Genomic DNA, 26,680 nt, shown 5'->3' with positions numbered 1-26,680 from the left:
GGGGCAGATTATTCCTGAATCACGTCGGCACCCTTGGGGATGTCGAACTTGAACTTGGACGCCGGCACCGGCTCGTTGGCCTTGACCCCGGAGAACAGGATATCGGTGCGCTGGCCGACGCTGTCGATCAGGCGCATGTTATTGATCACGCCATTGCCGAACGACAAGGACAGCGTGTCAAACAGCGTATCCTTAGACTTGGGCCTGAGGGTGAACTCGATCACGTTGCTGGTTTGCTTGGAGGTGATGTCGAAGCTGTCGCTGATTTTCGACACATCACCCGACAACAGCAGTGCGGGAGTCTGGTTCAGGCGCGGGTCGAGCTTCTTGATGGTCGCTTGCTCCAAGTCCGGGTCCCACAACGTGACTTTCTGGCCATCGGACACGATGGTCTGCTCGGCCTTGCCCTCGGTGTGCCAGTAGAACAGCCCTGGGCGCTGCACCGCCATTTCCCCTGCGGTTTCCTGCAGATGAGTACCGCCGGCATCCAGGGTCAGTTGCGAAAAGCGCGCGGTCAGGGTCTTGGATTTGTCCAGCAGGTTGGTCAGGCTTTTGACGGAGGCCGGGTCGGCGTGGGCCGAAACAGCGGTCAGGGCCAGGGCCGGCAACAACAGCATGCGGATAAGACGCATGGGAATCCTCATTGAGTAAGCAGGGCACGCCGCATGCTGCCATGCGGCGCGAGGTCAGTCGCGCATTTGCCCGGGGGCAATGACTTCGCGCGAGCCGTTGGTGTTCATTGCGGTCACCACGCCGGCCATTTCCATGGCTTCGATCATGCGGGCGGCACGGTTGTAGCCGATCTTCAGCTTACGCTGCACCGCGGAGATCGAAGCACGACGGCTCTCCAGCACAAAGGCCACGGCTTCGTCGTACAGCGCATCGGTTTCGGCATCGTCGTCACCACCCCCGCCGCCGTTCTCGAAGCCGCTGCCGGCCTCTTCCACGCCGTTGAGGATGTCGTCGTTGTACTCGGGGGCGCCACGCAGCTTCCAGGCTTCCACCACGCGGTGAACTTCATCATCGGAAACGAACGCACCGTGAACACGGATCGGCAGGCTGGTGCCCGGCGGCATGTAGAGCATGTCACCGTGGCCCAGCAACTGTTCGGCGCCGCCCTGGTCGATGATGGTCCGCGAGTCGATCTTGCTCGACACCTGGAACGCCATGCGGGTCGGGATGTTGGCCTTGATCAGACCGGTGATCACGTCCACCGATGGACGCTGGGTCGCGAGGATCAGGTGAATACCGGCCGCACGAGCTTTCTGGGCGATACGCGCGATCAGTTCTTCGACCTTCTTGCCGACGATCATCATCATGTCGGCGAATTCGTCCACCACTACGACAATGGTCGGCAGCTTGGTCAGTATCGGCGCTTCGTCGTGGATGTTCTCGCGTTTGTACAGCGGGTCCGGAATGGTCTCGCCGCGCTCCTGGGCTTCCTTGATCTTGGCATTGAAGCCCGAAAGATTACGCACGCCCATCTTCGCCATCAATTTGTAGCGGCGCTCCATCTCGGCCACGCTCCAGCGCAGGGCGTTGGCGGCGTCCTTCATGTCGGTGACCACGGGACACAACAGGTGCGGAATGCCTTCGTAGATCGACAGTTCGAGCATCTTCGGGTCGATCATGATCAGCTTGGCGTCTTCCGGGCCGGACTTGAACAGAATCGACAGGATCATGGCGTTCACGCCCACCGACTTACCGGAACCGGTGGTACCGGCCACCAGCAAGTGGGGCATTTTCGCCAGGTCGGTAATCACCGGCTTGCCGCCGATGTCATGGCCAAGAGCCAGGGTGACCGGCGATTTGAAGTTGTCGTACTCGGGAGTCGACAGCACTTCGGAGAAGCGCACGATCTGGCGGTCTTCATTGGGAATTTCGATACCCACGGTGGTTTTACCGGGGATCACTTCCACCACGCGCACGCTGGTTACTGCCAGGGAGCGCGCCAAGTCTTTCGCCAGGTTAGAGATGCGGCTGACTTTGACGCCAGCAGCTGGCTGGATTTCGTAACGGGTGATCACGGGGCCGGGGTGAATGGAGTCCACCGACACTTCGACGCCGAATTCCTTGAGTTTGATTTCCAACAGATGGCCAACGGCCGCCAGGGACTCAGGGGAATAGTTGAGTTGTTTCTTTTCGGCGGGGTCGAGGATCGAGATAGGTGGCAAGGTGCCTTCGACCGCGCTGTCGATAAACAACGGGGCCTGCTTCTCTTTCTGTACGCGATGACTCGGCTCCGGAGCCTTGGGCGGGGCCGGGGCGATCACCGGTGGCACCTGCTTCTCGCGATCCGACATATGCTTGCTCAGGGCCTGCTCGCGCTCGATCAGGCGTTCCTTGACCTTGGCCTGCTCACGCCGATCCGGCGTGCTCGGCGCGACCACCTCGTTGACACGGGTATCCACCTCGCGCAGTTGGGCCACCATGCGCTTGCGCTCCACCCGGGCGGCCCACCAGCGGTTGGCGGCGCCCTGGAACAGCTCAAGCAGATCGAGGGTGATCTTGCCGGTCACGTCCATCACCTTGAACCATGACAGGTCGGTGAACACTGTAAGGCCGAACAGGAACAGCGCGATAAACATCAAGGTGCTGCCCTGGATATTCAGGGTCTTGCGCGCCAGGTCGCCGAGGCTTTCGCCCAGCGCACCGCCCGCGCCTGCTGGCAGGCCGGTAGGCGCATGGAAATGGATATGGGCCAGAGCCGCGCCGGACAACACCAGAAACACCAGGCCGATCAAACGCCACGAGAACAGCCAGCCGCTCCACTGCCAAGGCTCATGGCGCTGGCGGAAGATCTGCCAGGTCTTGATCGCCAGCAGCAGGGGGAAGATATAGGCAAAGTAACCCAGCACCATGAACAGAATATCGGCGCTGTAGGAGCCCACGGGCCCGCCGAAGTTCTGCACGTCATCGATCTTGCTGTTGTGGCTCCAGCCCGGATCGTCCTTGCCATAGGTGAGCAAGGCCATCATCAGGAACAGGCACAGAGCGCCGATCGCGATAAGCGCACCTTCCTTGAGACGATAATGCAGGTGCTGACGCCAGGCCGGCACGACTGTTTTAGGTGTCGCGGTGGTTTTCTTCAAAACGGGTCTTTTCCTGCGCCTTTTAGCGCGTCCATCTGTTGAATGACTGCAAAATACTGCCGGATCCGGGCAGCTGAAAAATGAACGAACGGGTAGAAACTACTTTTAACACTGCCGATTGCCAGGCGAAACGGCGATACCGCCACAATGGCCGCATTGTACGGATTTGTGCCCGCGACGCCACGCCATTGCCTCCTACCCGACAGCCCGCCCAATTAATGTATGACAGCATGTTCAATTTGAGCATGCATTGTCTTTGCTGACAAAGGCTTATGCGCGGTTTTTACCAATCCAAGCAAGCTTGGCAAATGGCCTGCATGCGCCTGACCCGATTACGACCACACCCATGACACAGAGTTGCAGAGGCACCTGCGCCGGCCATTCCACCCTGACAACCGATTCGAGCTGGCCCCACAGCGTTGGGTCGACAATAATCAGCTTGTCCGAGGCAGGCGCCAAGCCCGTCACTCCCCTCCCCTTCCGCAAACCTGGATGCCCATGCTGACCTGGCTACAACGCGACTCACTGACCTTCCCGCCGCTGACCAAGGCCATGCGCGAGCCCAATGGCCTGCTCGCCGCCGGTGGCGACCTATCGGCCGAGCGCCTGGTTGAAGCCTATCGTCATGGCTGTTTCCCGTGGTTCTCCGAGGGCCAGCCCATTTTGTGGTGGTCACCGGACCCGCGTACTGTGATATTCCCCGATGAGCTGCACGTATCCCGCAGTCTTGCCAAACTGTTGCGCCAGCAGCGCTATACCGTGACCTTCGACCAGGACTTCGCCGCCGTCATCCAAGCGTGCGCCGCACCACGAGCTTACGCCGACAGCACCTGGATCACCGAAGGCATCCAGCGTGCCTATGTGGAACTGCACAAACGTGGCTATGCCCACTCGGTGGAGGTGTGGGACGGCGACACCCTGGTCGGCGGCCTATACGGGCTAGCAATGGGCCAGCTGTTCTTTGGCGAATCCATGTTCAGCCGCGCCGATAACGCCTCGAAATTCGGTTTCGCCACCCTCACCCGCCAGTTGCAGGCTTGGGGGTACGTGCTGATCGACTGCCAGATGCCCAACGACCATTTGCACAGCTTGGGCGCCCGCGCCATCCCGCGCCATGAGTTCGCGGGCTTTCTGCGTGAGCACTTGGACCGACCCAACACCGGACCCTGGGTTTATTAAGCGTCTTGCGCCGACCTGGCTTACACTTATTTCAAAGCTTATTTCGAGGGTTGATCATGACCGAGCTGGCGCGCTTGAAGTTTTATGCCACTCAAGCTCACTCTTGCAGCTATCTGCCCGACGAGCAGGCTACTACGCTGTTCCTCGATCCCAGCCAGCCCATGGACGTGCATGTGTACGCCGACTTATCGGAAATGGGCTTTCGACGCAGCGGCGACCATCTGTACCGGCCTCACTGCCAGAACTGCAATGCCTGCGTCCCGGCCCGCATCCCGGTTGCGCAATTCACGCCGGACCGCAATCAAAAGCGCATCCTCAAGCGCAACGCCGATCTGACGGTAACCTCATCCAAGCCACGCTTCACCGAAGAGTATTTCGATCTTTACCAGCGCTACATCGAACAGCGCCACGCCGACGGCGATATGTTCCCGCCCAGTCGCGACCAGTTTTCGACCTTTCTGGTGCGCGATCTGCCGTTCTCGCGATTCTATGAGTTTCGTGCACACGGGCAACTGATGGCAGTGGCGGTGACCGATCTGCTGCCTAACGGCTTGTCGGCGGTGTACACCTTCTACGAGCCGGGCGAGGAACGGCGCAGCCTGGGACGGTTTGCGATCCTCTGGCAGATTGGCGAAGCACTGCGCTTGGAACTGGAGGCGGTGTACCTCGGCTACTGGATCAAAAACTGCAAAAAGATGAACTACAAGACCCAATATCGGCCCATTGAGCTACTGATTAATCAAAGATGGGTCACGCTTAACTAGAACCCCTTGGCTTAAACACCCTTTTTCGGGCACAATGCACGCCGCTTTTGCCTGGCGCAGTTGCACCGGGCCATTCACTGGATACCGAGGGCTTTACTGCATGTCGAAAGAAGACAGCTTCGAAATGGAAGGCACTGTCGTCGACACCCTGCCCAACACCATGTTTCGTGTGGAGTTGGAAAATGGGCACGTCGTAACCGCGCATATCTCCGGCAAGATGCGCAAGAACTACATTCGTATTCTTACCGGTGACAAAGTGCGCGTCGAGCTGACGCCCTATGACTTGAGCAAAGGGCGCATCACTTACCGCGCTCGCTAAGCAAGTCAATACAAAACGCCCGGTTATGCCGGGCGTTTTTGTGTGCCTGGGTTGTTGCTGACACCTCCCCACACTGGACTTAATTGTTCTTGCAATTATTTTTCCAGACAGCAAAAAGGCGCCTTTCGGCGCCTCTTGCATGGGTACAGAACGATTAGGCCATTTCCGCCGTGGTTTCGAAGTCGAAGGTCAACTCGCCGTCCTTCAGATCGATGTGCACCACGCCGCCGTGGTCCGCCAACTCGCCGAACAGGATCTCTTCGGCCAGCGGCCGCTTGATCTTGTCCTGAATCAGGCGCGCCATCGGACGAGCGCCCATTGCCGCGTCGTAACCACCCTCTGCCAGCCAGCTGCGTGCGGCGTCCGTCACCTCCAACTGCACGCGCTTGTCTTCCAGCTGCGCCTGAAGCTCGGTAAGGAACTTGTCCACCACGCTCTTGATAACCTCATGGCTGAGGCGACCAAACTGGATAATGGTGTCCAAACGGTTGCGGAACTCCGGCGTAAAGCTCTTCTTGATCACTTCCATCGCATCGGAAGAGTGATCCTGATGACTGAAGCCAATCGAGGCCCGCGCAGCCGTTTCGGCACCGGCGTTGGTGGTCATGATCACGATCACATTGCGGAAATCCGCCTTGCGCCCGTTGTTGTCGGTGAGGGTCCCGTGGTCCATAACCTGCAGCAGCAGGTTGAAGACTTCCGGGTGAGCCTTCTCGATTTCATCGAGCAACAATACGCAGTGGGGCTGCTTGGTGATCGCCTCGGTCAACAGACCGCCCTGATCGAAGCCGACATAGCCTGGAGGCGCACCGATCAAACGCGACACGGTATGCCGCTCCATGTACTCGGACATGTCGAAGCGAACCAACTCGATCCCCATGGCCTTGGCCAACTGCCGCGCCGCCTCGGTCTTACCAACGCCGGTAGGACCAGCGAACAGGAACGAACCGACAGGCTTGTCCGGCGACTTGAGGCCCGCACGCGACAACTTGATCGCGGTGGACAACGAGTCGATGGCCGCATCCTGGCCGAACACGGTCAGCTTGAGATCACGCTCCAGGTTACGCAGCAGCTCTTTGTCGGAGCTGGTGACGTGCTTTGGCGGAATCCGCGCAATCTTGGCCACGATATCTTCAACCTGCGGCACGTCGATGCGCTTGACGCGTTTCTCGACCGGCTGGAGACGCTGGTAAGCGCCCGCCTCATCAATCACATCGATCGCCTTATCCGGCATGTGTCGATCATTGATGTAGCGCGATGCCAGCTCCGCAGCCGAACGCAGCGCCTCGTCGGTGTACTCGATGCCATGGTGCGATTCGAAACGCCCTTTCAGCCCGCGCAGGATGCCGATGGTGTCTTCCACCGACGGCTCGGACACATCGACCTTCTGGAAGCGGCGCGCCAAGGCGCGGTCTTTTTCGAAGATTCCGCGAAATTCCTGGAACGTGGTCGAACCGATGCAGCGGATATCACCTGACGACAGCAACGGCTTGAGTAAATTGGAAGCATCCATGACCCCGCCGGAAGCCGCACCGGCTCCGATGATGGTGTGGATTTCGTCAATAAACAGAATCGCCTGGGGACGTTTTTTCAACTCGCCCAGCAATGCCTTGAAGCGCTTCTCAAAGTCGCCGCGGTATTTGGTACCGGCAAGCAACGCACCCAAGTCGAGTGAGTACACAACACTATTGGCCAGCAGATCCGGCACTTGGTTGTCGACAATACGCTTGGCCAGACCTTCGGCTATCGCAGTCTTGCCCACACCTGCCTCGCCGACCAGCAAGGGGTTGTTCTTGCGACGGCGCGCGAGGATCTGCGCTACCCGCTCGACCTCAAGCTCACGCCCCACCAGCGGATCGATCCGCCCCTGGCGCGCCAGTTCGTTGAGGTTGCTGGCATAGGCATCCAGTGGATTGCCCGAAGAAGAAGACTCACCGCCCTCGTCGTCCTGCATATCCTGCTCACCCTCGGAATGATCGCCGTGCCCTGGCACTTTGGAGATACCGTGGGCGATGTAGTTGACGACATCAATACGGGCAACGCTCTGCTGCTTGAGCAGAAACACAGCCTGACTTTCCTGTTCGCTGAAGATCGCCACGAGCACATTGGCCCCTGTGACTTCGCGCTTACCGGAGCTCTGTACGTGGAACACAGCACGCTGCAATACCCGCTGAAAGCCCAGGGTAGGCTGGGTTTCACGGTCCTCGTCATGCACGGGGATCAGTGGCGTGGTGGAGTCGATAAACTCCTGCAGATCATGCTTGAGCTTATCGAGATTGGCGCCGCACGCACGCAGAACGGTGGCGGCAGCTTCGTTATCCAAAAGTGCCAGCAGCAGGTGCTCGACGGTCATGAATTCATGACGCTTCGAGCGAGCCTCCTTGAAGGCAAGATTGAGGGTGACTTCGAGCTCGCGGTTTAACATAGCTTCACCTCATACCCAAGTGGTCGGCGTTAACCGTCCTTCTCGATTTCACAGAGTAGCGGATGCTGGCTTTCCCTGGCGTACTGGTTGACCTGCATGGCCTTTGTCTCGGCGATGTCGCGGGTAAACACTCCACATACTGCCCGTCCTTCTGTATGAACGGCCAGCATTACCTTGGTCGCCAACTCGCGGTTCAGGTTAAAAAACACCTCGAGCACTTCGACCACGAAATCCATCGGTGTGTAGTCATCGTTGAACAAAACCACCTTGTACATCGGCGGCGCCTGTAAGGCAGGCTTGGCCTCCTGAACAGCAATGCCTGCAGAACCGTCGTCATCGTGTTCGTGATCCGGTCGATCCTGATTGAATGTTAGTCGAATCTGGCTGATTGCATGCATGGAAAGAAAGGTTCGTCAGTTGTTCAATACAGTGGTGGGGGCAACCTGTCAGAATTTCAACGCTGAGCGATTGGTCGCCTTGACTATCGGCAAATCGGTGTTACAACCAATAGAACCCACAGTGGGTAAAAAAGGTCCGCGCAGTCAACCTTATTTATTCGGGTTAGGACGGATAAACTGGATGATACTCCAGTGATGGAGTCTGGTGCAGAAGGAAATGGGTTATGTCTGGCGTCAAGATCAAAGGCAAGGTCAAGTGGTTCAATAATGCCAAGGGATATGGCTTTATTAATGAAGAAGGTAAAAGCGAGGACCTTTTTGCGCACTATTCAGCGATCACCATGGACGGCTACAAGACGCTGAAAGCAGGCCAAAGCGTGGAGTTCGAGATCATTCAGGGGCCAAAGGGACTGCATGCCGTCGCAATTTGTGCGGCCTGCGCGGCAGCGCCTGGGACGGCCCACGACGTTACGCACGAAAAACAGCCCAAAAAAGACCAGCCCTCTAAACAAAATAAGCAACTGGCCTGATCACATTTGGGTAAATAGCCTGCAAAAAAAACGGCCATTCTGGTTCTGCAGAATGGCCGTTTTTTAGCCTGCCTTACATATGCGAAATCAACGCATCACCAAAGCCTGACGACGACACCAGCTTCGCGCCCTCCATCAGGCGCTCGAAATCATAGGTCACGGTCTTGGCCGAAATCGCCCCGTTGGTGCCCTTGATGATCAAGTCCGCAGCTTCGGTCCAGCCCATATGGCGCAACATCATTTCCGCCGACAGAATCAGCGAACCTGGGTTGACCTGATCTTTGCCCGCATATTTGGGCGCTGTGCCGTGGGTGGCTTCGAACATCGCCACGGTGTCGGACAGGTTGGCGCCTGGCGCGATACCAATCCCACCCACCTCCGCCGCGAGGGCATCGGACAGGTAGTCACCGTTGAGGTTAAGGGTCGCGATCACGTCATATTCGGCTGGGCGCAGCAGTATCTGCTGGAGCATGGCGTCAGCAATCGCATCTTTGACCACCACGTTTTTGCCGGTTTTCGGGTTCTTGAACTGCATCCAAGGACCGCCATCCAACAGAGTCGCGCCAAACTCCTGCGCAGCCACTTCGTAGGCCCATTCTTTGAAGGCACCTTCGGTGAACTTCATAATGTTGCCTTTGTGCACGATGGTCAGCGAGTCACGGTCGTTATCCACGACATATTGCAGGGCTTTACGCGCCAGACGCTGAGTACCTTCCTTGGACACCGGCTTGACGCCAATCCCGCAGTCCTGGTCGAAGCGAATCTTAGTGACGCCCATTTCCTCCTTAAGGAACTTGATCACTTTGATCGCTTCCGGCGAACCGGCTTTCCATTCAATACCGGCGTAAATATCTTCGGAGTTCTCACGGAAGATGGTCATGTCCACGTCGCCAGGCTTTTTCACCGGGCTGGGCACGCCTTCGAACCAACGCACAGGGCGCAGGCACACATACAGATCGAGTTGCTGACGCAGGGCAACGTTCAACGAACGGATACCGCCACCCACCGGGGTAGTCAACGGGCCCTTGATCGACACCACGTAGTCCTTAACTGCGTCCAGGGTTTCCTGAGGCAGCCAGGTATCTTGGTCGTAAACCTGTGTCGCTTTCTCGCCGGCATAAACCTCCATCCAGGAAATCTTGCGCTTGCCGCCGTAAGCCTTGGCAACCGCTGCGTCGACGACCTTGATCATCACCGGGCTGATGTCGACGCCAATGCCGTCACCCTCGATGAACGGGATGATCGGGTGGTCAGGAACATTGAGAGAATGGTCTGCGTTGACGGTGATTTTGTCGCCGACTGCCGGAACCTGAATCTTCTTGTATCCCATGCTGAACTCCATCGTTGGATTGAACATCTGGCTGCGTTCGAGCCTACTCCAGATAAATGGCGACCGAAACCTTGCGCCATGCTCATTTGCATCGAAAACAGCATAAATTGTCGCCTACAAGCCTGAAAGCAAAGGGAAAAACGCCAATCTTGAGCACATCGTGCGACTTTAGGCGTAAACCAGTACCTGCGACCTTTAGACCAATGGACGACCCACCTTTTGTATGAAGGCTCAGCGTAAGCATAGCGACCTATGTATAATGCCGCCGCTGACCCAAGAGTCACGCCGGCAGACCGCTCTAGAACCGGGCCCTCCGCCAGAAAGCAGGACTATTACAATAGTCCACCCGCTTGACGCTCGACTGATGCAACCCAACATCACCGCGAAGAAACCTCGATATTTCGCTCATGGATGACTTTGAACGAACGCGCTCCACCCGGCGCATCTCGAGTTTCTGCGCACGCTTTCAGCAAAGAAGAGAGTTAATCCGAATATGCCCACCCGCTCGAAGATCATCTACACCTTCACCGACGAAGCTCCAGCCCTCGCCACCTATTCACTGCTGCCTATCGTAGAGGCCTTCACCGCTTCCGCTGATATTGCCGTGGAAACCCGCGACATTTCCCTCGCCGGGCGCATCCTCGCAAGCTTCCCCGAGCAACTGGGTAACAAGGCCGTACCGGACCACCTCGCCGAACTGGGCGACCTGGCCGTAACTCCTGAAGCCAACATCATCAAACTGCCTAACATCAGCGCCTCGACCCCTCAATTGCAGGCGGCGATCAAAGAATTGCAGGCCCAGGGCTACGCCCTTCCGGACTACCCGGAAACCGTAACCACCGACGCGGAAAAAGAAACCCGTGCCCGTTACGACAAGGTCAAAGGCAGCGCCGTAAACCCGGTACTGCGCGAAGGCAACTCCGACCGCCGCGCGCCGCTGTCGGTCAAGAACTACGCACGCAAGCACCCGCACAAAATGGGCGCCTGGGCGGCAGACTCCAAGTCCCACGTCGCTCACATGAGCAACGGCGACTTCTACGGCAGCGAAAAAGCCGTACAAATCGAAGCCGCTGACACCGTGAAGATCGAGCTGATCGCCAAAGACGGCACCGCCACCGTGCTGAAGGAAAAGACTTCCGTTCAGGCTGGCGAAATCCTCGACAGCGCCGTACTGAGCAAGAACGCCCTGCGTACGTTCATTGCCGCCGAGATCGAAGACGCCAAGCAAAAAGGCGTATTGCTGTCGGTCCACCTCAAAGCCACCATGATGAAGGTCTCCGACCCGATCATGTTCGGCCAGATCGTTGCCGAGTTCTATAAAGACGCCCTGACCAAGCACGCCGCCGTGCTGGAACAGATCGGCTTCAACCTGAACAACGGCATCGGCGACCTGTACGCTCGCATCAAGACCCTGCCGGCCGACCAACAAGCGCAGATCGAAGCCGACATCCAGGCCGTTTACGCCGCTCGCCCTTCCCTGGCGATGGTCAACTCAGACAAGGGCATCACCAACCTGCACGTGCCGAGCGACGTAATTGTCGACGCTTCGATGCCGGCCATGATCCGTGACTCCGGCAAAATGTGGGGCACCGACGGCCAACTGCACGACACCAAGGCTGTGATCCCGGATCGTTGCTACGCCACCATCTACCAAGCCGTCATCGAAGACTGCAAGGCCAATGGCGCGTTCGACCCAACCACCATGGGCAGCGTTCCGAACGTTGGCCTGATGGCCAAGAAAGCCGAAGAGTACGGCTCCCACGACAAGACGTTCCAGATCAAGGCTGACGGCGTGGTCCGCGTCACCGACAGCAAGGGCAACCTGCTGATGGAACAGAGCGTCGAAGCTGGCGACATCTTCCGCATGTGCCAGACCAAAGACGCGCCGATCCAAGACTGGGTCAAGCTCGCCGTCAACCGCGCCCGCGCCAGCAACACCCCGGCCATTTTCTGGCTGGACCCTAAGCGCGCCCACGACGGCGTGGTGGTCGAGAAAGTTCAGGCCTACCTGAAAGACCACAACACCGAAGGTTTGGACATCCGCATCATGTCGCCGGTCGACGCGATGAAGTTCACCCTGGAACGCACACGCAAGGGCCTGGACACCATCTCGGTGACCGGCAACGTCCTGCGTGACTACCTGACCGACCTGTTCCCAATCATGGAACTGGGCACCAGCGCCAAAATGCTGTCCATCGTGCCGCTGATGAACGGCGGCGGCCTGTTCGAAACCGGCGCTGGCGGCTCTGCACCGAAGCACGTACAGCAATTGCTGGAAGAAAACTTCCTGCGCTGGGACTCCCTGGGTGAATTCCTGGCCCTGGCCGCGTCCCTCGAACACCTGGGCGTCACCTACAACAACCCGAAGGCCCTGGTACTATCCAAGACCCTGGACCAGGCCACCGGTCAGTTCCTGGACAACAACAAGTCGCCATCGCGCAAAGTCGGCAACATCGACAACCGCGGCAGCCACTTCTACCTGGCGCTGTACTGGGCCCAGGCCCTGGCCGCTCAGACCGAAGACACGGCATTGCAAGCACAGTTCGGCGAACTGGCCAAAACCCTGGCTGCGAACGAAGCGACCATCGTCGCCGAGCTCAATGCCGTACAGGGCAAGCCAGTGGACATCGGCGGCTACTACGCACCGAACCCTGAGCTGACCAGCAAGGCCATGCGCCCGAGCAACACGTTCAACGCGGCGATTGCCAAGTTGAAGTAAGGTTGTAAGGATGCAATGAAGCCCCGGCCCAGTGCCGGGGTTTCTGTTTCCAGCGCTCAACTGAAGAAACCAGATCAAATGTGGGAGGGGGCTTGCCCCCGATGGCGATGGATCAGTCTAGCTATTGCTAATTGACACACCGTCATCGGGGGCAAGCCCCCTCCTACACTGGCCGCAATTCTGCTCAAACACCGCGTCATATCTTTAATCGAGGCCTCCATGACCTGGCAACCCCACATCACCGTCGCCACCATCGTCGAAGACAATGGCAAGTTCCTGATGGTCGAAGAACTTAAGGGCGGTCGCGCCGTACTCAATCAGCCTGCCGGCCACCTCGATCCACATGAAACCCTGACCGAAGCCGCCGTACGCGAAACCCTCGAAGAGACCGGCTGGGACGTCGAAGCCACCGGCATAGTCGGCATCTACCTGTACACCGCCCCGAGCAACGGCGTGACCTACCAGCGTGTGTGCTTCATCGCCAAGGCCCTGAAACACCATCCCGACTATCAGCTCGACGAAGGCATCATGCGCGCCCGCTGGCTCACTCGCGACGAACTGATGGACCTGCGCGAGGACTGGCGCAGCGAGCTGATCATTCGCTGTATCGATGATTATCTGGCCGGCCACTGCCACAGTCTCGAATTGATCCGCCCTTCTCTTTAGCCTTAGAGGCCGCAGCCTGTTAGAATCGCGTCCTTTTTCAAGACACCCGTTGAAACCCTATGCGTGATCCAGCCCCTTCTGACACACAAAAGAAGCGCGTCATCGTCGGCATGTCCGGCGGCGTGGATTCTTCCGTTTCCGCCGTTCTGCTCATGGAGCAGGGCTATGAGGTGGAAGGCCTGTTCATGAAGAACTGGGAAGAAGACGATGGAACGGAATATTGCACCGCCATGGACGACCTGGCGGATGCCCAGGCCGTGTGCGACAAGATCGGTATCAAGCTGCACACCGCCAACTTCGCCGCCGAGTACTGGGACAACGTGTTCGAGCACTTCCTGGCCGAGTACAAGGCCGGTCGCACGCCGAACCCGGACATCCTGTGCAACCGCGAAATCAAGTTCAAGGCGTTCCTCGACTACGCCATGATGCTCGGCGCCGACCTGATTGCCACAGGCCACTATGTGCGTCGTCGCGATATCGACGGGCGCACCGAACTGCTCAAGGGCCTGGACCCGAACAAAGACCAGAGCTACTTCCTGCATGCCGTCGGTGGCGAACAGATCGCCAAGACCTTGTTCCCCGTGGGCGAACTGGAAAAGCCCGAAGTGCGCAAGATTGCCGAGCAGCACGGCCTGGCCACCGCCAAGAAGAAGGATTCCACCGGGATCTGCTTTATCGGCGAACGCCGCTTCAGCGACTTCCTCAAGCAATACCTGCCAGCACAACCGGGCGAGATCAAGACCACCGAAGGTGAAGTCATTGGCCGTCATCATGGCCTGATGTATCACACCATCGGTCAACGCCAGGGCCTAGGGATCGGCGGCTTAAAAGACGCCGGTGAAGAGCCGTGGTACGTGCTGGTCAAAGATCTGGAGCACAACGTGCTGATCGTCGGCCAGGGCAATGAACATCCGCTGCTATTCTCCGGCGCGCTGTTGGCGTCGGAGATCTACTGGGTCAACCCGATCGACCTCAGCACCCCGCGCCGCCTGACCGCCAAAGTGCGCTATCGCCAGAGCGATCAGCCCTGCACCCTGGAAAAAACCGCCAACGGCTACCGCGCCACCTTCGATGACCCGCAACGCGCTGTCACCCCTGGCCAGTCCGTGGTGTTCTATGACGGCGAGATCTGCCTGGGCGGTGGCGTGATCGAAGTCGCCGAACCCTGGAGCAACCCGGCATGAGCCCGATCCAGGAGCAATTGACCGCACTGGGCGGCGTATTTCTGGCCGCCGTGCTGGTGGACAAGATCGCCAAGACCGGCCAGGTCGGCGAGGCTGGCCTGACCTGCATGCTCGGCAGCCTGTTGATCCGCGACCCCAAGGACACCCTGGAAGTCTACGGCGGCGACGACCTGGCGCTGCGCGAAGGTTATCGCGCCCTGATCGGCGCCCTGGAACGCGACCCCAGCACCTTGCAACGCGAGCCACTGCGGTACGCCCTGTCGATGCTCGGTCTGGAGCGCCAATTGGCCAAGCGCGAGGACATGCTGGAGACCATCGGCAAGCGTCTGCCACAAATCCAGTCCCAGGTGGAGCACTTCGGCCCGGCCCACGAAAACGTGATCGCCGCCTGTGGTGCGCTGTACCAAGACACCTTGAGCACCCTGCGCCAGCGTATCCAGGTACATGGCGACATGCGCAACCTGCAACAACCCAACAACGCGTCGAAAATCCGCGCCCTGTTGCTGGCCGGTATTCGTTCGGCGCGGTTATGGCGCCAGTTGGGCGGTCATCGTTGGCAGTTGGTCATCAGCCGTCGCAAATTACTTAAAGAGCTTTACCCGTTGATGCGCAACGAATAAGTCGCAGCAGCAGGCTGTTTTCAAGCCATTACGCGTAATACGCCGGTCAGTTGGCGACGGACCGGCGGATTTTTTCATGTATGATACGCGCCCCATTTCGTTGCCCGACTGTCCGAGAACACCCCATGCAGCTCTCTTCGCTCACTGCGGTTTCCCCTGTTGACGGCCGCTACGCCGGCAAAACCCAGGCCCTGCGCCCAATTTTCAGCGAGTACGGCCTGATCCGTGCCCGCGTCTTGGTTGAAGTGCGCTGGCTCCAGCGCCTGGCCGCTCACCCTGCCATCAGCGAAGTGCCGGCGTTTTCCGCCGAAGCCAACGCCGTGCTCAACACCCTGGCGGAAAATTTCTCCCTGGAGCACGCCGAGCGTGTGAAAGAGATCGAGCGCACCACCAACCACGACGTCAAAGCCATCGAGTACCTGCTCAAAGAGCAAGCGGCCAAGCTGCCGGAACTGGCCCAGGTCAGCGAGTTCATCCACTTTGCCTGCACCAGCGAGGACATCAATAACCTGTCCCACGCCCTGATGCTGCGCGAAGGCCGCGATGACGTGATGCTGCCGCTGATGCGCCAGACCGCCAACGCTATCCGCGAGCTGGCGATCCGTTTCGCCGACGTGCCGATGCTGTCGCGCACCCACGGCCAACCGGCCTCGCCAACCACCCTGGGCAAAGAGCTGGCCAACGTGGTCTACCGCCTGGAGCGCCAGATCGCCCAAGTGGCCGCCGTGCCGTTGCTGGGCAAGATCAACGGCGCCGTGGGCAACTACAACGCCCACCTGTCGGCCTACCCCGAGATCGACTGGGAAGCCAACGCCCGTGCATTTATCGAAGACGAGCTGGGCCTGGGGTTCAACCCGTACACCACGCAGATCGAACCCCACGACTACATCGCCGAGCTGTTCGACGCCATTGCGCGCTTCAACACCATCCTGATCGACTTCGATCGCGATATCTGGGGCTACATCTCCCTGGGCTACTTCAAGCAGCGCACCATTGCCGGCGAAATCGGTTCGTCGACCATGCCGCACAAGGTCAACCCGATCGACTTCGAAAACTCCGAAGGCAACCTCGGCATCGCCAACGCCCTGTTTCAGCACCTGGCCAGCAAGTTGCCGATCTCTCGCTGGCAGCGCGACCTGACCGATTCCACCGTACTGCGTAACCTCGGCGTGGGCTTCGCTCACAGCGTGATCGCGTACGAAGCCAGCCTCAAAGGCATCAGCAAACTGGAACTCAACGAGCAGAAAATCGCCGCTGACCTGGACGCTTGCTGGGAAGTACTGGCCGAGCCGATCCAGACCGTGATGCGTCGCTACAACATCGAAAACCCCTACGAGAAGCTCAAAGAGTTGACGCGTGGCAAGGGCATCAGCCCTGAAGCGCTGCAAACTTTCATCGATGGCCTGGATATGCCAGCTGCTGCCAAGGCCGAGCTGAAACTGCTCACCCCGGCCAACTACATCGGTAATGCCGTGGCCCAGGCCAAGCGCATCTGATCCAAGCAAGACCCTTGAGACGCCCGGCCGCGCCGGGCGTTTTTATTCCAGTCTGAAAAGTGCTTTTTTTCAATAGGTTACACATGAATCCTGATATTCCTCTTCAACTTCTGGGCGGCATCACGGCACGGGAATTCCTGCGCGACTACTGGCAGAAAAAGCCGTTGCTGATCCGTCAGGCCATCCCTGACTTCGAAAGCCCCATCGACGCCGACGAACTGGCCGGCCTGGCCTTGGAAGAAGAAGTCGAATCGCGCCTGGTGATCGAGCACGGCGAACGTCCATGGGAACTGCGCCGCGGCCCGTTTGCCGAAGACGCCTTCAGCACACTGCCCGAGCGCGAATGGACCCTGCTGGTGCAAGCGGTCGATCAGTTCGTACCGGAAGTGGCCGAACTGCTAGAGCAGTTCCGCTTCCTGCCAAGCTGGCGCATCGACGATGTGATGATCAGCTTTGCCGCGCCCGGCGGCAGCGTCGGCCCGCACTTCGATAACTACGATGTGTTCCTGCTGCAGGCCCAAGGCAAGCGCAACTGGAAGATCGGCCAGATGTGCAACTCCGAGAGCCCGCTGCTGCAACACGCCGACCTGCGCATCCTGGCTGAATTCGAAGAAAGCGCCGAATGGGTACTGGAACCGGGTGACATGCTCTACCTGCCACCGCGCCTGGCCCACTACGGCATTGCCGAAGACGATTGCATGACCTACTCCGTCGGCTTCCGCGCCCCAAGCGCAGCCGAAGTGCTGACCCACTTCACCGACTTCCTCGCTCAATACCTGACCGACGAAGAGCGCTACACCGACGCCGACGTCCAGCCGGTCAGCGACCCGCACCAGATCCAGAGCGACGCCCTCGATCGCCTCAAGAGCCTGCTGGCCGAGCATATGAGCGACGAGCGCATGCTGCTGACCTGGTTCGGCCAATTCATGACCGAGCCGCGCTATCCGGAATTGGTAGCCGGCGAAGAGCTGGGCGAAGAAGATTTCGTCGCCAGCCTGCAGGACGGCGCGATTCTGGTGCGCAACCCGAGCGCGCGCATGGCCTGGTCGGAAGTGGACGATGACGTGCTGCTGTTCGCCAGCGGCCAGAGTCGCTACTTGCCGGGTAAATTGCGCGAACTGCTGAAAATGATTTGCTCCGCCGATGCCCTGCACGCCGAGAACCTCGGCCCGTGGCTGGCGGACGAAGACGGTCGCGCCCTGCTGTGCGAACTGGTGAAGCAAGGAAGCCTGGGATTTGCCGATGAATAAGATTCACGTAAGTGTCGCGGACTGGCATAAGGATATCGCTGAGATTCGGCGCATTCGTGAAGCGGTGTTTATCGCTGAACAATCGGTCCCACCCGAACTGGAGTGGGACTCCGACGACGCAGATGCCATGCATTTCCTCGCTTACGAGGGTGACTTTCCGATTGGTACCGCGCGCCTGCTGCCCAGCGGCGAGATTGGCCGCGTGTCGGTACTCAAGGACTGGCGCGGTCTGAAGGTGGGCGACAAGCTGATGGAGGCGGTGATCGAAGCGGCTGAAAAACGTGGCCAGACCAAGCAATTCCTCAGCGCCCAGGTGTATGCCGCACCGTTCTATGAGCGCTTGGGTTTCGAGATCGTCAGCGATGAATTCCTGGAAGTCGGGATTCCCCATGTCGATATGGTGCGCGGAGCCTGATTCGAGATCGCGTCGCTGCTATCGGGGGCAAGCCCCCTCCCACATTTGAAATGTACAGGGTCAACATGTGGGAGGGGGCTTGCCCCCGATAGCTATTTCAGCACCACCAGCAATGCCCTGCCATGCGGGGCATTTTGCCGTCTACGATTCAATAAGCGACCGCCCAGGCCGACAAACTGGCACTATCACGCCTAATTGACTCGCAGAGATAACGGACATGCACCTACGCACCCTGCTCACCGCCCTCCTCCTGGCTGTAAGCGTCTCGGCCAGCGCCGACACCGAAGTCCTCAACCTCAGCAACCGCACCAGCGCCGACCTATTGCCGGTGGCACAGAATTTTATCGGCAAGGACGGTACGGTCAGCGCCTATGGCAACCAGCTGATCGTCAACGCTGCCCCCGACAAAGTGCAGGGATTACGCACCCTGCTGGCACAACTGGATACGCCAGCCAAGCGCCTGCTGATCACCGTCGACACCAATGAAAACAATCAGCAGGACACCGGCGACAGCCAGACCCGCATCATCAGCTACGGCACCGTCAGCCGCGACGGCGGCATTCAGCAGATCCAGGCCAGTGAAGGCGTGCCCGCACTGATCCAGGTCGGCCAGAGCGTCCCGCTGACTACCACCTCGCAAGACAGCTACGGGCGCCTGCAAAACCAGACCCAGTATCGCAACGTCACCCAAGGGTTCTATATCACCGCCAGCGTCACCGGCGACACCGTACACCTGGCGATCAGTACCAACCGTGACCGCATGAGCCAGGAACGTCCCGATGTAGTGAACGTGCAAAGCACCGACACAACCATCAGCGGCCGCCTGGGCGAGTGGATTCCTCTGGCCGGCATCAATCGCCAGACTCAGGCCGATAAAACCTCCGCAACCCGCACCTACTCTACGCAGGGCCGCGATGACCTGACATTGCGGGTCAAGGTCGACACCCTGAACTGAAGCACCAAAAACTGACTGACGAGTCGTATTAGACTAAAGATGTAGTGCCTGAAAAAAAGCACTACAAAACATTTGACGATCGAAAAAAGCCTGGGCATGATGGCCTCGCTCCCGCTAATCAGGGGCCCTGGCAAGGGCCTTCGGATCGTCGCTCCAAGCTACCCACCCGAGCCGATTCGTGTCTGTACCGCCCACAAGGCGTGTTTGACGAGGTTGCGACTGGAACGAAGTTGTCCCGAGGGACGGAAGCTAACCAGGTAACCCGGCAACACACTGATGGATCGTACAAAGGCCCACGACGCCCGAAGACCGTTCGCAGTCTGCCCTTACCTGCTCAACTCCCCCTTGAGCCATCGTTCATCCTGTCGCCTACCCCGTCGAACCTGACCTGACCGCCTACGCTTCTGATCAGCGAGCAGCCATGACCACGCACTGACTACAGTGGCTGGCCAACGGAATGTTCAACCCAGTAGATTTTCCACAAAGACGCGACGAGGTTTTTCCCCATGGCACTGACACGCGAACAGCAAATTGCAGCCCTTGAAAAAGACTGGGCTGAGAACCCACGCTGGAAAGGCGTGACCCGCGCTTACTCCGCTGCTGACGTCGTCCGCCTGCGCGGCTCGGTTCAACCTGAGCACACCTTTGCAAAACTCGGCGCCGAGAAGCTGTGGAACCTGGTCACTCAAGGTGCCAAGCCATCCTTCCGTCCCGACAAAGATTTCGTCAACTGCATGGGCGCCCTCACTGGCGGCCAGGCAGTCCAGCAGGTAAAAGCCGGTATCCAGGCGATCTACCTGTCCGGCTGGCAAGTGGCGGCGGACAACAACTCCGCTGAATCCATGTACCCCGACCAATCGCTGTACCCGGTGGACTCCGTACCGACCGTGGTCAAGCGTATCAACAACTCGTTCCGTCGCGCCGACCAGATCCAGTGGAAAGCCGGCAAGAACCCAGGCGACGAAGGCTACATCGACTACTTCGCGCCGATCGTGGCTGACGCCGAAGCCGGTTTCGGCGGCGTACTGAACGCCTATGAGCTGATGAAGAGCATGATCGAGGCCGGCGCTGCCGGCGTGCACTTCGAAGACCAACTGGCGTCGGTGAAGAAATGCGGCCACATGGGCGGCAAGGTACTGGTACCGACCCAAGAAGCGGTACAGAAACTGACCGCGGCGCGTCTGGCTGCTGACGTTGCCGGCACGCCGACCATCATCCTGGCCCGCACCGACGCCAACGCTGCCGACCTGCTGACCTCGGACTGCGATCCGTACGACCAGCCGTTCGTCACGGGCGAGCGTACCCAGGAAGGTTTCTACAAAGTGCGCGCAGGTCTGGATCAAGCCATTGCCCGCGGCTTGGCCTATGCCCCGTACGCCGACCTGATCTGGTGCGAAACTGCAAAGCCGGACCTGGACGAAGCCCGTCGCTTCGCCGAAGCGATCAAGAAGGAATACCCGGACCAACTGCTGTCCTACAACTGCTCGCCTTCTTTCAACTGGAAGAAGAACCTGGACGACGCGACCATCGCCAAGTTCCAGCGCGAACTGTCCGCCATGGGCTACAAACACCAGTTCATCACCCTGGCTGGCATCCACAACATGTGGCACAGCATGTTCAACCTGGCGCACGACTACGCCCGCAACGACATGACCGCTTACGTCAAGCTGCAAGAGCAGGAATTCGCTGACGCCGCCAAGGGTTACACCTTCGTGGCTCACCAGCAGGAAGTGGGCACCGGCTACTTCGACGACATGACCACCGTGATCCAGGGCGGCACCTCGTCCGTGACCGCGCTGACCGGTTCGACCGAAGAAGAGCAGTTTCACTGATCGATGTGAGTACACGGCCACGGCGGACTTCTTAAAAAGCTAACCGCAGTGCCGCACGATCTGACGCCCCGACTGGTTCGGGGCGTTTTTTTGCCCGCACACACCTCATCAGAGAGCGGGCTTGCCCTCGATAGAGGGGGATCAGCAAGAAAGCTATAGCCTGACACTCAGCCATCGGGGCCCCCCCTCCCGCATGAGGAACCTTGCAACCTGAAGATTTTGTACAAAACCTTGATCCAGAGCGGTATTCGTTGCAGATAAATCGGTTAAAAGTTCCGCTCCAACAACTAGCGGTAACCGAGCAAGTAACGGCAACTTCCCTCGCCACACCATGACCACCCGCTTAAAACTCGCCCAAACAATATTCATTATCATTTAGAACATAGAAACTTCGTTACAACCTAAACAAAACACAATTGATCAAATGCCCGCTAATGCCCACGCCACAAGGGCTGCAGCCCCACAAAGGTGCACTATGTCCTTATTCCATCGAATAATTTCGCCATCGGAATTTTACTTGCCCGGTGTTTAGCCATAAAATCACCGCGGTTGACTACGCTGCGACATATCGTCACTGCATCGTTACTTTTTTCGAGCTCAGAGACCTTTGCTCTCTGTTAAGGATTTCCAGCATGACCGAAGCGACAGGACTCATGGCCCACAACTGGGGCTTTGCCATTTTCCTCCTCGGTGTTGTCGGCCTCTGTGCCTTCATGCTCGGCGTCTCCAGCCTCCTCGGGTCAAAAGCCTGGGGCCGCAGCAAAAACGAACCGTTCGAGTCCGGCATGCTACCTACAGGTGGCGCCCGCTTGCGGCTCTCAGCCAAATTCTATCTGGTCGCGATGCTGTTCGTGATCTTCGATATCGAAGCCCTCTTTCTCTTTGCCTGGTCTGTGTCCGTCCGCGAAAGCGGCTGGACCGGATTCGTCGAAGCTCTCGTTTTCATAGCAATTCTGTTGGCAGGTCTTGTCTACCTGTTCCGAGTGGGCGCCCTTGACTGGGCTCCGGAAGCTCGTCGCAAGCGGCAAGCGAAGCTGAAACAATGAGGCTTTGGCGATGCAATACAATCTCACCAGGATCGACCCGGATGCTCCTAACGAGCAGTACCCCATCGGCGAACGGGAAACCGTCTCCGATCCGTTAGAAGATCAAGTCCACAAAAACATCTACATGGGCAAACTCGAAGACGTGCTGAGTGGCGCGGTCAACTGGGGGCGTAAGAACTCCCTGTGGCCGTACAACTTCGGCCTTTCGTGCTGCTACGTGGAAATGACCACCGCCTTCACGGCGCCCCACGACATTGCGCGCTTCGGCGCCGAAGTGATCCGGGCCTCGCCGCGCCAGGCGGATTTCATGGTTATCGCCGGTACCTGCTTTATCAAGATGGCGCCGATCATCCAGCGTCTCTACGAGCAAATGCTCGAGCCGAAGTGGGTTATCTCCATGGGTTCGTGCGCCAACTCCGGTGGCATGTACGATATCTACTCCGTGGTCCAGGGGGTGGACAAGTTCCTGCCCGTGGACGTCTACGTGCCTGGCTGCCCGCCCCGTCCTGAAGCATTTCTGCAAGGCTTGATGCTGTTGCAGGAATCGATTGGCAAGGAGCGTCGCCCACTTTCCTGGGTTGTCGGAGATCAAGGCGTATATCGCGCCGAGATGCCGTCACAAAAGGAACAGCGCCGCGAACAGCGTATTCAGGTCACCAACCTGCGCAGCCCCGACGAAGTCTGATCCAGCGCCGCTTCTTTCATAGAACGAAAACCTGGCTTCATTCTTTACGTTGACCGAAAGCGATAAAAAACCATGACTACAGGCAGTGCTCTGTACATCCCGCCTTACAAGGCAGACGACCAGGATGTGGTCGTCGAACTCAATAACCGTTTTGGCCCTGACGCCTTCACCGCCCAGGCCACGCGCACCGGTATGCCGGTGTTGTGGGTGGCGCGCGCCAAGCTCGTCGAAGTCCTGACCTTCCTGCGCAACCTGCCCAAGCCGTACGTCATGCTCTATGACCTGCATGGCGTGGATGAACGTCTGCGCACCAAGCGTCAAGGGCTGCCGAGCGGCGCCGATTTCACCGTGTTCTATCACCTGATGTCGCTGGAACGTAACAGCGATGTGATGATCAAGGTCGCGCTGTCCGAGAGCGACCTGAGCATCCCAACCGTGACCGGCATCTGGCCGAATGCCAGCTGGTACGAGCGCGAAGTCTGGGACATGTTCGGCATCGACTTCCCGGGTCACCCGCACCTGTCGCGCATCATGATGCCGCCGACCTGGGAAGGTCACCCGTTGCGCAAGGACTTCCCGGCCCGTGCCACGGAATTCGACCCGTTCAGCCTCAACCTCGCCAAGCAGCAGCTTGAAGAAGAGGCCGCGCGCTTCCGCCCGGAAGACTGGGGCATGAAGCGTTCCGGCGCCAACGAGGACTACATGTTCCTCAACCTGGGTCCTAACCACCCTTCGGCCCACGGTGCCTTCCGCATCATCCTGCAGCTAGACGGCGAAGAAATCGTCGACTGCGTACCGGACATCGGCTACCACCACCGTGGCGCCGAGAAGATGGCCGAGCGTCAGTCCTGGCATAGCTTCATCCCCTACACCGACCGTATCGACTACCTCGGCGGCGTGATGAACAACCTGCCGTACGTGCTCTCGGTCGAGAAGCTGGCCGGCATCAAGGTGCCAGACCGCGTCGACACCATCCGCATCATGATGGCCGAGTTCTTCCGCATCACCAGCCACCTGCTGTTCCTGGGTACCTATATCCAGGACGTCGGCGCCATGACCCCGGTGTTTTTCACCTTCACCGACCGTCAGCGCGCCTACAAGGTCATCGAGGCCATCACCGGTTTCCGCCTGCACCCGGCCTGGTATCGCATTGGTGGTGTGGCCCACGATCTGCCGAACGGCTGGGAGCGCCTGGTCAAGGAGTTCGTCGAGTGGATGCCCAAGCGTCTGGACGAGTACCAGAAGGCCGCCCTGGACAACAGCATCCTCAAGGGTCGTACCATCGGCGTCGCCCAGTACAACACCAAGGAAGCCCTGGAATGGGGCGTCACCGGTGCTGGCCTGCGTTCCACCGGTTGCGATTTCGACCTGCGTAAAGCACGCCCGTATTCCGGCTATGAGAACTTCGAGTTCGAAGTACCGCTGGCGGCCAACGGCGATGCCTACGACCGTTGCATCGTACGCGTCGAAGAAATGCGCCAGAGCCTGAAAATCATCGAGCAGTGCATGCGCAATATGCCGGCAGGCCCGTACAAGGCGGATCACCCGCTGACCACGCCGCCGCCGAAAGAGCGCACGCTGCAGCACATCGAAACCCTGATCACGCACTTCCTGCAAGTTTCGTGGGGCCCGGTCATGCCGGCCAACGAATCCTTCCAGATGATTGAAGCGACCAAGGGTATCAACAGTTATTACCTGACGAGCGATGGCGGCACCATGAGCTACCGCACCCGGATTCGCACCCCAAGCTTCGCCCACTTGCAGCAGATCCCTTCGGTGATCAAAGGCGAGATGGTCGCGGACTTGATTGCGTACCTGGGTAGTATCGATTTCGTTATGGCCGACGTGGACCGCTAAGCATGAACAGCACGCTTATCCAGACAGACCGTTTCACCTTGAGTGAAACCGAGCGCTCGGCCATCGAGCACGAGCTGCATCACTACGAAGACCCGCGCGCGGCGTCGATCGAAGCCTTGAAGATCGTCCAGAAGGAACGTGGCTGGGTACCGGACGGTGCCCTCTACGCCATCGGCGAGATCCTCGGCATCCCCGCCAGCGACGTTGAAGGCGTGGCCACGTTCTACAGCCAGATCTTCCGTCAGCCGGTCGGCCGCCACATCATTCGCGTGTGCGACAGCATGGTCTGCTACATCGGCGGTCACGAATCCGTGGTCAGCGAAATCCAGAACAAGCTGGGCATCGGCCTCGGCCAGACCACCCCGGACGGCCGCTTCACGCTGCTGCCGGTGTGCTGCCTGGGCAACTGCGACAAGGCGCCGGCGTTGATGATCGACGACGACACATTCGGTGACGTGCAGCCTGCTGGCGTGACCCAATTGCTCGAGGGCTACCCATGACCCTGACTTCTTTCGGCCCGGCCAACCGCATTCAGCGGTCGCCCGAAACTCACCCATTGACCTGGCGCCTGCGTGACGATGCCGAACCGGTATGGTTTGACGAGTACCAGGCCAAGAACGGTTACGCCGCAGCGCGCAAGGCCTTCGCCGACATGGCCCAGGACGATATCGTCCAGACCGTGAAAGACGCTGGCCTCAAAGGCCGCGGCGGTGCAGGCTTCCCCACGGGCGTCAAATGGGGCCTTATGCCCAAGGACGAATCCATCAACATCCGCTACCTCTTGTGCAACGCGGATGAAATGGAGCCGAACACCTGGAAAGACCGCATGCTGATGGAGCAACTGCCCCATCTGCTGATCGAAGGCATGCTGATCAGTGCCCGCGCATTGAAGACCTACCGTGGCTACATCTTCCTGCGCGGCGAGTACACCACCGCCGCCAAGCACCTCAACCGTGCCGTGGAAGAAGCCAAGGCCGCCGGCCTGCTGGGCAAGAATATCCTCGGTTCGGGTTTTGACTTCGAACTGTTCGTGCACACCGGCGCCGGGCGTTATATCTGCGGTGAAGAAACCGCGTTGATCAACTCCCTCGAAGGCCGTCGCGCCAACCCGCGCTCCAAGCCGCCCTTCCCTGCCGCCGTGGGCGTGTGGGGCAAGCCGACCTGTGTGAACAACGTCGAGACCCTGTGCAACGTGCCGGCGATCATCGCCGACGGCGTGGACTGGTACAAATCCCTGGCCCGCGAAGGCAGCGAAGACATGGGCACCAAGCTCATGGGCTTCTCCGGCAAGGTCAAGAATCCTGGCCTGTGGGAGCTGCCCTTCGGCGTGACTGCCCGCGAGCTGTTCGAGGACTACGCCGGCGGCATGCGCGACGGCTACACCTTGAAAGCCTGGCAGCCAGGCGGTGCCGGTACCGGTTTCCTGCTGCCCGAGCATCTCGACGCCCAAATGTACGCCGGCGGCATCGGCAAGGTGGGCACCCGCATGGGTACTGGCCTGGCGATGGCGGTGGACAACACTGTCAACATGGTCTCGTTGCTGCGCAACATGGAGCAGTTCTTCGCCCGTGAATCCTGCGGCTTCTGCACCCCATGCCGCGATGGCCTGCCGTGGAGCGTCAAGCTGCTGATGGCCCTGGAAAAAGGCGAAGGCCGCGAGGGTGATATCGAGACCCTGCTGGGTCTGGTCGGTTTCCTCGGCCCAGGCAAGACCTTCTGTGCTCACGCACCGGGCGCCGTGGAGCCATTGGGCAGCGCAATCAAATACTTCCGCTCTGAATTCGAGGCCGGCATCGCGCCAACCCGCGCAGGCGACCTCAATCAGGTGGTATCACCGACCATGGTCGGTGCGTAACGCTTAAACAGGCGAAGGGTCCGTGCCCTTCGCCTTGTCATGTGCTGACGCCTTTAAGGCTGT

23 protein-coding genes are annotated in these 26,680 nt (G+C 59.2%); 18 read left to right on the top strand and 5 right to left on the bottom strand.

The genetic code is table 11. The annotated features are described in order from the left end of the window. Positions 1-8 precede the first annotated feature (8 nt). Both lolA and YA0848_RS09905 read right to left on the bottom strand, forming a co-directional pair. Positions 9-632: an outer membrane lipoprotein chaperone LolA gene (lolA, locus tag YA0848_RS09910; protein ID WP_047881869.1), complete on the bottom strand. Its 624-nt coding sequence runs from the start codon at positions 630-632 to the stop codon at positions 9-11. A gap of 54 nt (positions 633-686) precedes the next feature. Beyond that, positions 687-3,092, bottom strand: coding sequence for a DNA translocase FtsK (locus YA0848_RS09905; RefSeq protein ID WP_034098666.1), 2,406 nt, complete (start codon positions 3,090-3,092; stop codon positions 687-689). 498 nt (positions 3,093-3,590) lie between these two features. On the opposite strand from YA0848_RS09905, the gene aat reads away from it, so the two are divergent. The 3 genes from aat (at position 3,591) to infA (ending at position 5,354) form a co-directional block, all read left to right on the top strand. After that, a complete protein-coding gene (gene aat, locus YA0848_RS09900) occupies positions 3,591-4,271 on the top strand; it encodes a leucyl/phenylalanyl-tRNA--protein transferase (protein ID WP_034114180.1) in 681 nt (226 codons plus the stop codon). A gap of 56 nt (positions 4,272-4,327) precedes the next feature. Beyond that, positions 4,328-5,035: an arginyltransferase gene (locus YA0848_RS09895; protein WP_034098670.1), complete on the top strand. Its 708-nt coding sequence runs from the start codon at positions 4,328-4,330 to the stop codon at positions 5,033-5,035. 100 nt (positions 5,036-5,135) lie between these two features. Then, a complete protein-coding gene (gene infA / locus YA0848_RS09890) occupies positions 5,136-5,354 on the top strand; it encodes a translation initiation factor IF-1 (protein ID WP_002553999.1) in 219 nt (72 codons plus the stop codon). Between the two features lie 154 nt (positions 5,355-5,508). On the opposite strand, the gene clpA is transcribed toward infA, so the two are convergent. Together clpA and clpS are read right to left on the bottom strand one after the other, a co-directional pair. Beyond that, positions 5,509-7,779, bottom strand: a complete 2,271-nt coding sequence (gene clpA, locus YA0848_RS09885) for an ATP-dependent Clp protease ATP-binding subunit ClpA (protein ID WP_034098673.1) — start codon at positions 7,777-7,779, stop codon at positions 5,509-5,511. A gap of 29 nt (positions 7,780-7,808) precedes the next feature. Then, complete coding sequence (gene clpS, locus YA0848_RS09880) at positions 7,809-8,177, bottom strand: ATP-dependent Clp protease adapter ClpS (protein WP_010567912.1); 369 nt, start codon at positions 8,175-8,177, stop codon at positions 7,809-7,811. 224 nt (positions 8,178-8,401) lie between these two features. Between clpS and cspD the strand changes: the two genes are divergently transcribed. Beyond that, positions 8,402-8,707, top strand: coding sequence for a cold shock domain-containing protein CspD (gene cspD, locus YA0848_RS09875; protein WP_034098674.1), 306 nt, complete (start codon positions 8,402-8,404; stop codon positions 8,705-8,707). 73 nt (positions 8,708-8,780) lie between these two features. Here the strand turns inward: cspD and icd are convergent, their stop codons facing one another. Further along, a complete protein-coding gene (icd, locus tag YA0848_RS09870; RefSeq protein WP_034098676.1) occupies positions 8,781-10,037 on the bottom strand; it encodes an NADP-dependent isocitrate dehydrogenase in 1,257 nt (418 codons plus the stop codon). 493 nt (positions 10,038-10,530) lie between these two features. Between icd and YA0848_RS09865 the strand changes: the two genes are divergently transcribed. The 14 genes from YA0848_RS09865 to nuoF all read left to right on the top strand — a co-directional run bounded on the left by YA0848_RS09865 (position 10,531) and on the right by nuoF (position 26,617). Next, positions 10,531-12,756, top strand: a complete 2,226-nt coding sequence (locus tag YA0848_RS09865; RefSeq protein ID WP_169903546.1) for an NADP-dependent isocitrate dehydrogenase — start codon at positions 10,531-10,533, stop codon at positions 12,754-12,756. Positions 12,757-12,975: 219 nt separating this feature from the next. Further along, positions 12,976-13,422, top strand: a complete 447-nt coding sequence (locus YA0848_RS09860) for an NUDIX hydrolase (protein ID WP_034114183.1) — start codon at positions 12,976-12,978, stop codon at positions 13,420-13,422. Positions 13,423-13,481: 59 nt separating this feature from the next. Then, positions 13,482-14,606 carry a tRNA 2-thiouridine(34) synthase MnmA gene (gene mnmA, locus YA0848_RS09855; protein WP_034098688.1) on the top strand — a complete coding sequence of 375 codons (1,125 nt, stop codon included), beginning with the start codon at positions 13,482-13,484 and terminating at the stop codon, positions 14,604-14,606. Further along, on the top strand, positions 14,603-15,226 hold the full coding sequence (gene hflD, locus YA0848_RS09850) for a high frequency lysogenization protein HflD (protein WP_034098690.1): 624 nt from the start codon (positions 14,603-14,605) through the stop codon (positions 15,224-15,226). The genes mnmA and hflD overlap by 4 nt, the downstream gene beginning before the upstream one ends. A gap of 125 nt (positions 15,227-15,351) precedes the next feature. Further along, positions 15,352-16,722 carry an adenylosuccinate lyase gene (purB, locus tag YA0848_RS09845; protein ID WP_034098692.1) on the top strand — a complete coding sequence of 457 codons (1,371 nt, stop codon included), beginning with the start codon at positions 15,352-15,354 and terminating at the stop codon, positions 16,720-16,722. An 83-nt stretch (positions 16,723-16,805) separates the two neighbouring features. After that, the gene (locus YA0848_RS09840) at positions 16,806-17,972 is read left to right on the top strand and encodes a ribosomal protein uL16 3-hydroxylase (RefSeq protein ID WP_034098693.1); all 1,167 of its coding nucleotides are present in this window, start codon (positions 16,806-16,808) and stop codon (positions 17,970-17,972) included. Continuing rightward, positions 17,965-18,387 (top strand): GNAT family N-acetyltransferase, encoded by a 423-nt coding sequence (locus YA0848_RS09835; protein WP_034098695.1) that lies wholly within the window; start codon positions 17,965-17,967, stop codon positions 18,385-18,387. The genes YA0848_RS09840 and YA0848_RS09835 overlap by 8 nt, the downstream gene beginning before the upstream one ends. Positions 18,388-18,604: 217 nt before the next feature. Further along, on the top strand, positions 18,605-19,342 hold the full coding sequence (locus tag YA0848_RS09830; RefSeq protein WP_198712446.1) for a secretin N-terminal domain-containing protein: 738 nt from the start codon (positions 18,605-18,607) through the stop codon (positions 19,340-19,342). A 506-nt stretch (positions 19,343-19,848) separates the two neighbouring features. Continuing rightward, a complete protein-coding gene (gene aceA / locus YA0848_RS09825; protein WP_003174717.1) occupies positions 19,849-21,174 on the top strand; it encodes an isocitrate lyase in 1,326 nt (441 codons plus the stop codon). 632 nt (positions 21,175-21,806) lie between these two features. Continuing rightward, the gene (locus tag YA0848_RS09820; protein WP_003219575.1) at positions 21,807-22,220 is read left to right on the top strand and encodes an NADH-quinone oxidoreductase subunit A; all 414 of its coding nucleotides are present in this window, start codon (positions 21,807-21,809) and stop codon (positions 22,218-22,220) included. A gap of 10 nt (positions 22,221-22,230) precedes the next feature. Beyond that, positions 22,231-22,905 carry a NuoB/complex I 20 kDa subunit family protein gene (locus tag YA0848_RS09815; protein WP_003219572.1) on the top strand — a complete coding sequence of 225 codons (675 nt, stop codon included), beginning with the start codon at positions 22,231-22,233 and terminating at the stop codon, positions 22,903-22,905. A gap of 72 nt (positions 22,906-22,977) precedes the next feature. Continuing rightward, positions 22,978-24,762: an NADH-quinone oxidoreductase subunit C/D gene (nuoC, locus tag YA0848_RS09810; protein ID WP_034114186.1), complete on the top strand. Its 1,785-nt coding sequence runs from the start codon at positions 22,978-22,980 to the stop codon at positions 24,760-24,762. A gap of 2 nt (positions 24,763-24,764) precedes the next feature. Continuing rightward, a complete protein-coding gene (gene nuoE, locus YA0848_RS09805; protein ID WP_003174721.1) occupies positions 24,765-25,262 on the top strand; it encodes an NADH-quinone oxidoreductase subunit NuoE in 498 nt (165 codons plus the stop codon). Beyond that, positions 25,259-26,617: an NADH-quinone oxidoreductase subunit NuoF gene (gene nuoF / locus YA0848_RS09800; RefSeq protein ID WP_034098702.1), complete on the top strand. Its 1,359-nt coding sequence runs from the start codon at positions 25,259-25,261 to the stop codon at positions 26,615-26,617. Before nuoE ends, nuoF begins: the two co-directional genes overlap by 4 nt. The last annotated feature ends 63 nt before the right edge of the window (positions 26,618-26,680 follow it).

This window comes from Pseudomonas sp. S4_EA_1b (assembly GCF_016307435.1).
Taxonomy (GTDB): Bacteria; Pseudomonadota; Gammaproteobacteria; order Pseudomonadales; family Pseudomonadaceae; genus Aquipseudomonas; species Aquipseudomonas rhodesiae.
Note: the sequence above shows the minus strand (reverse complement) of the source record. Positions and strands in the feature narration are given on the sequence as shown.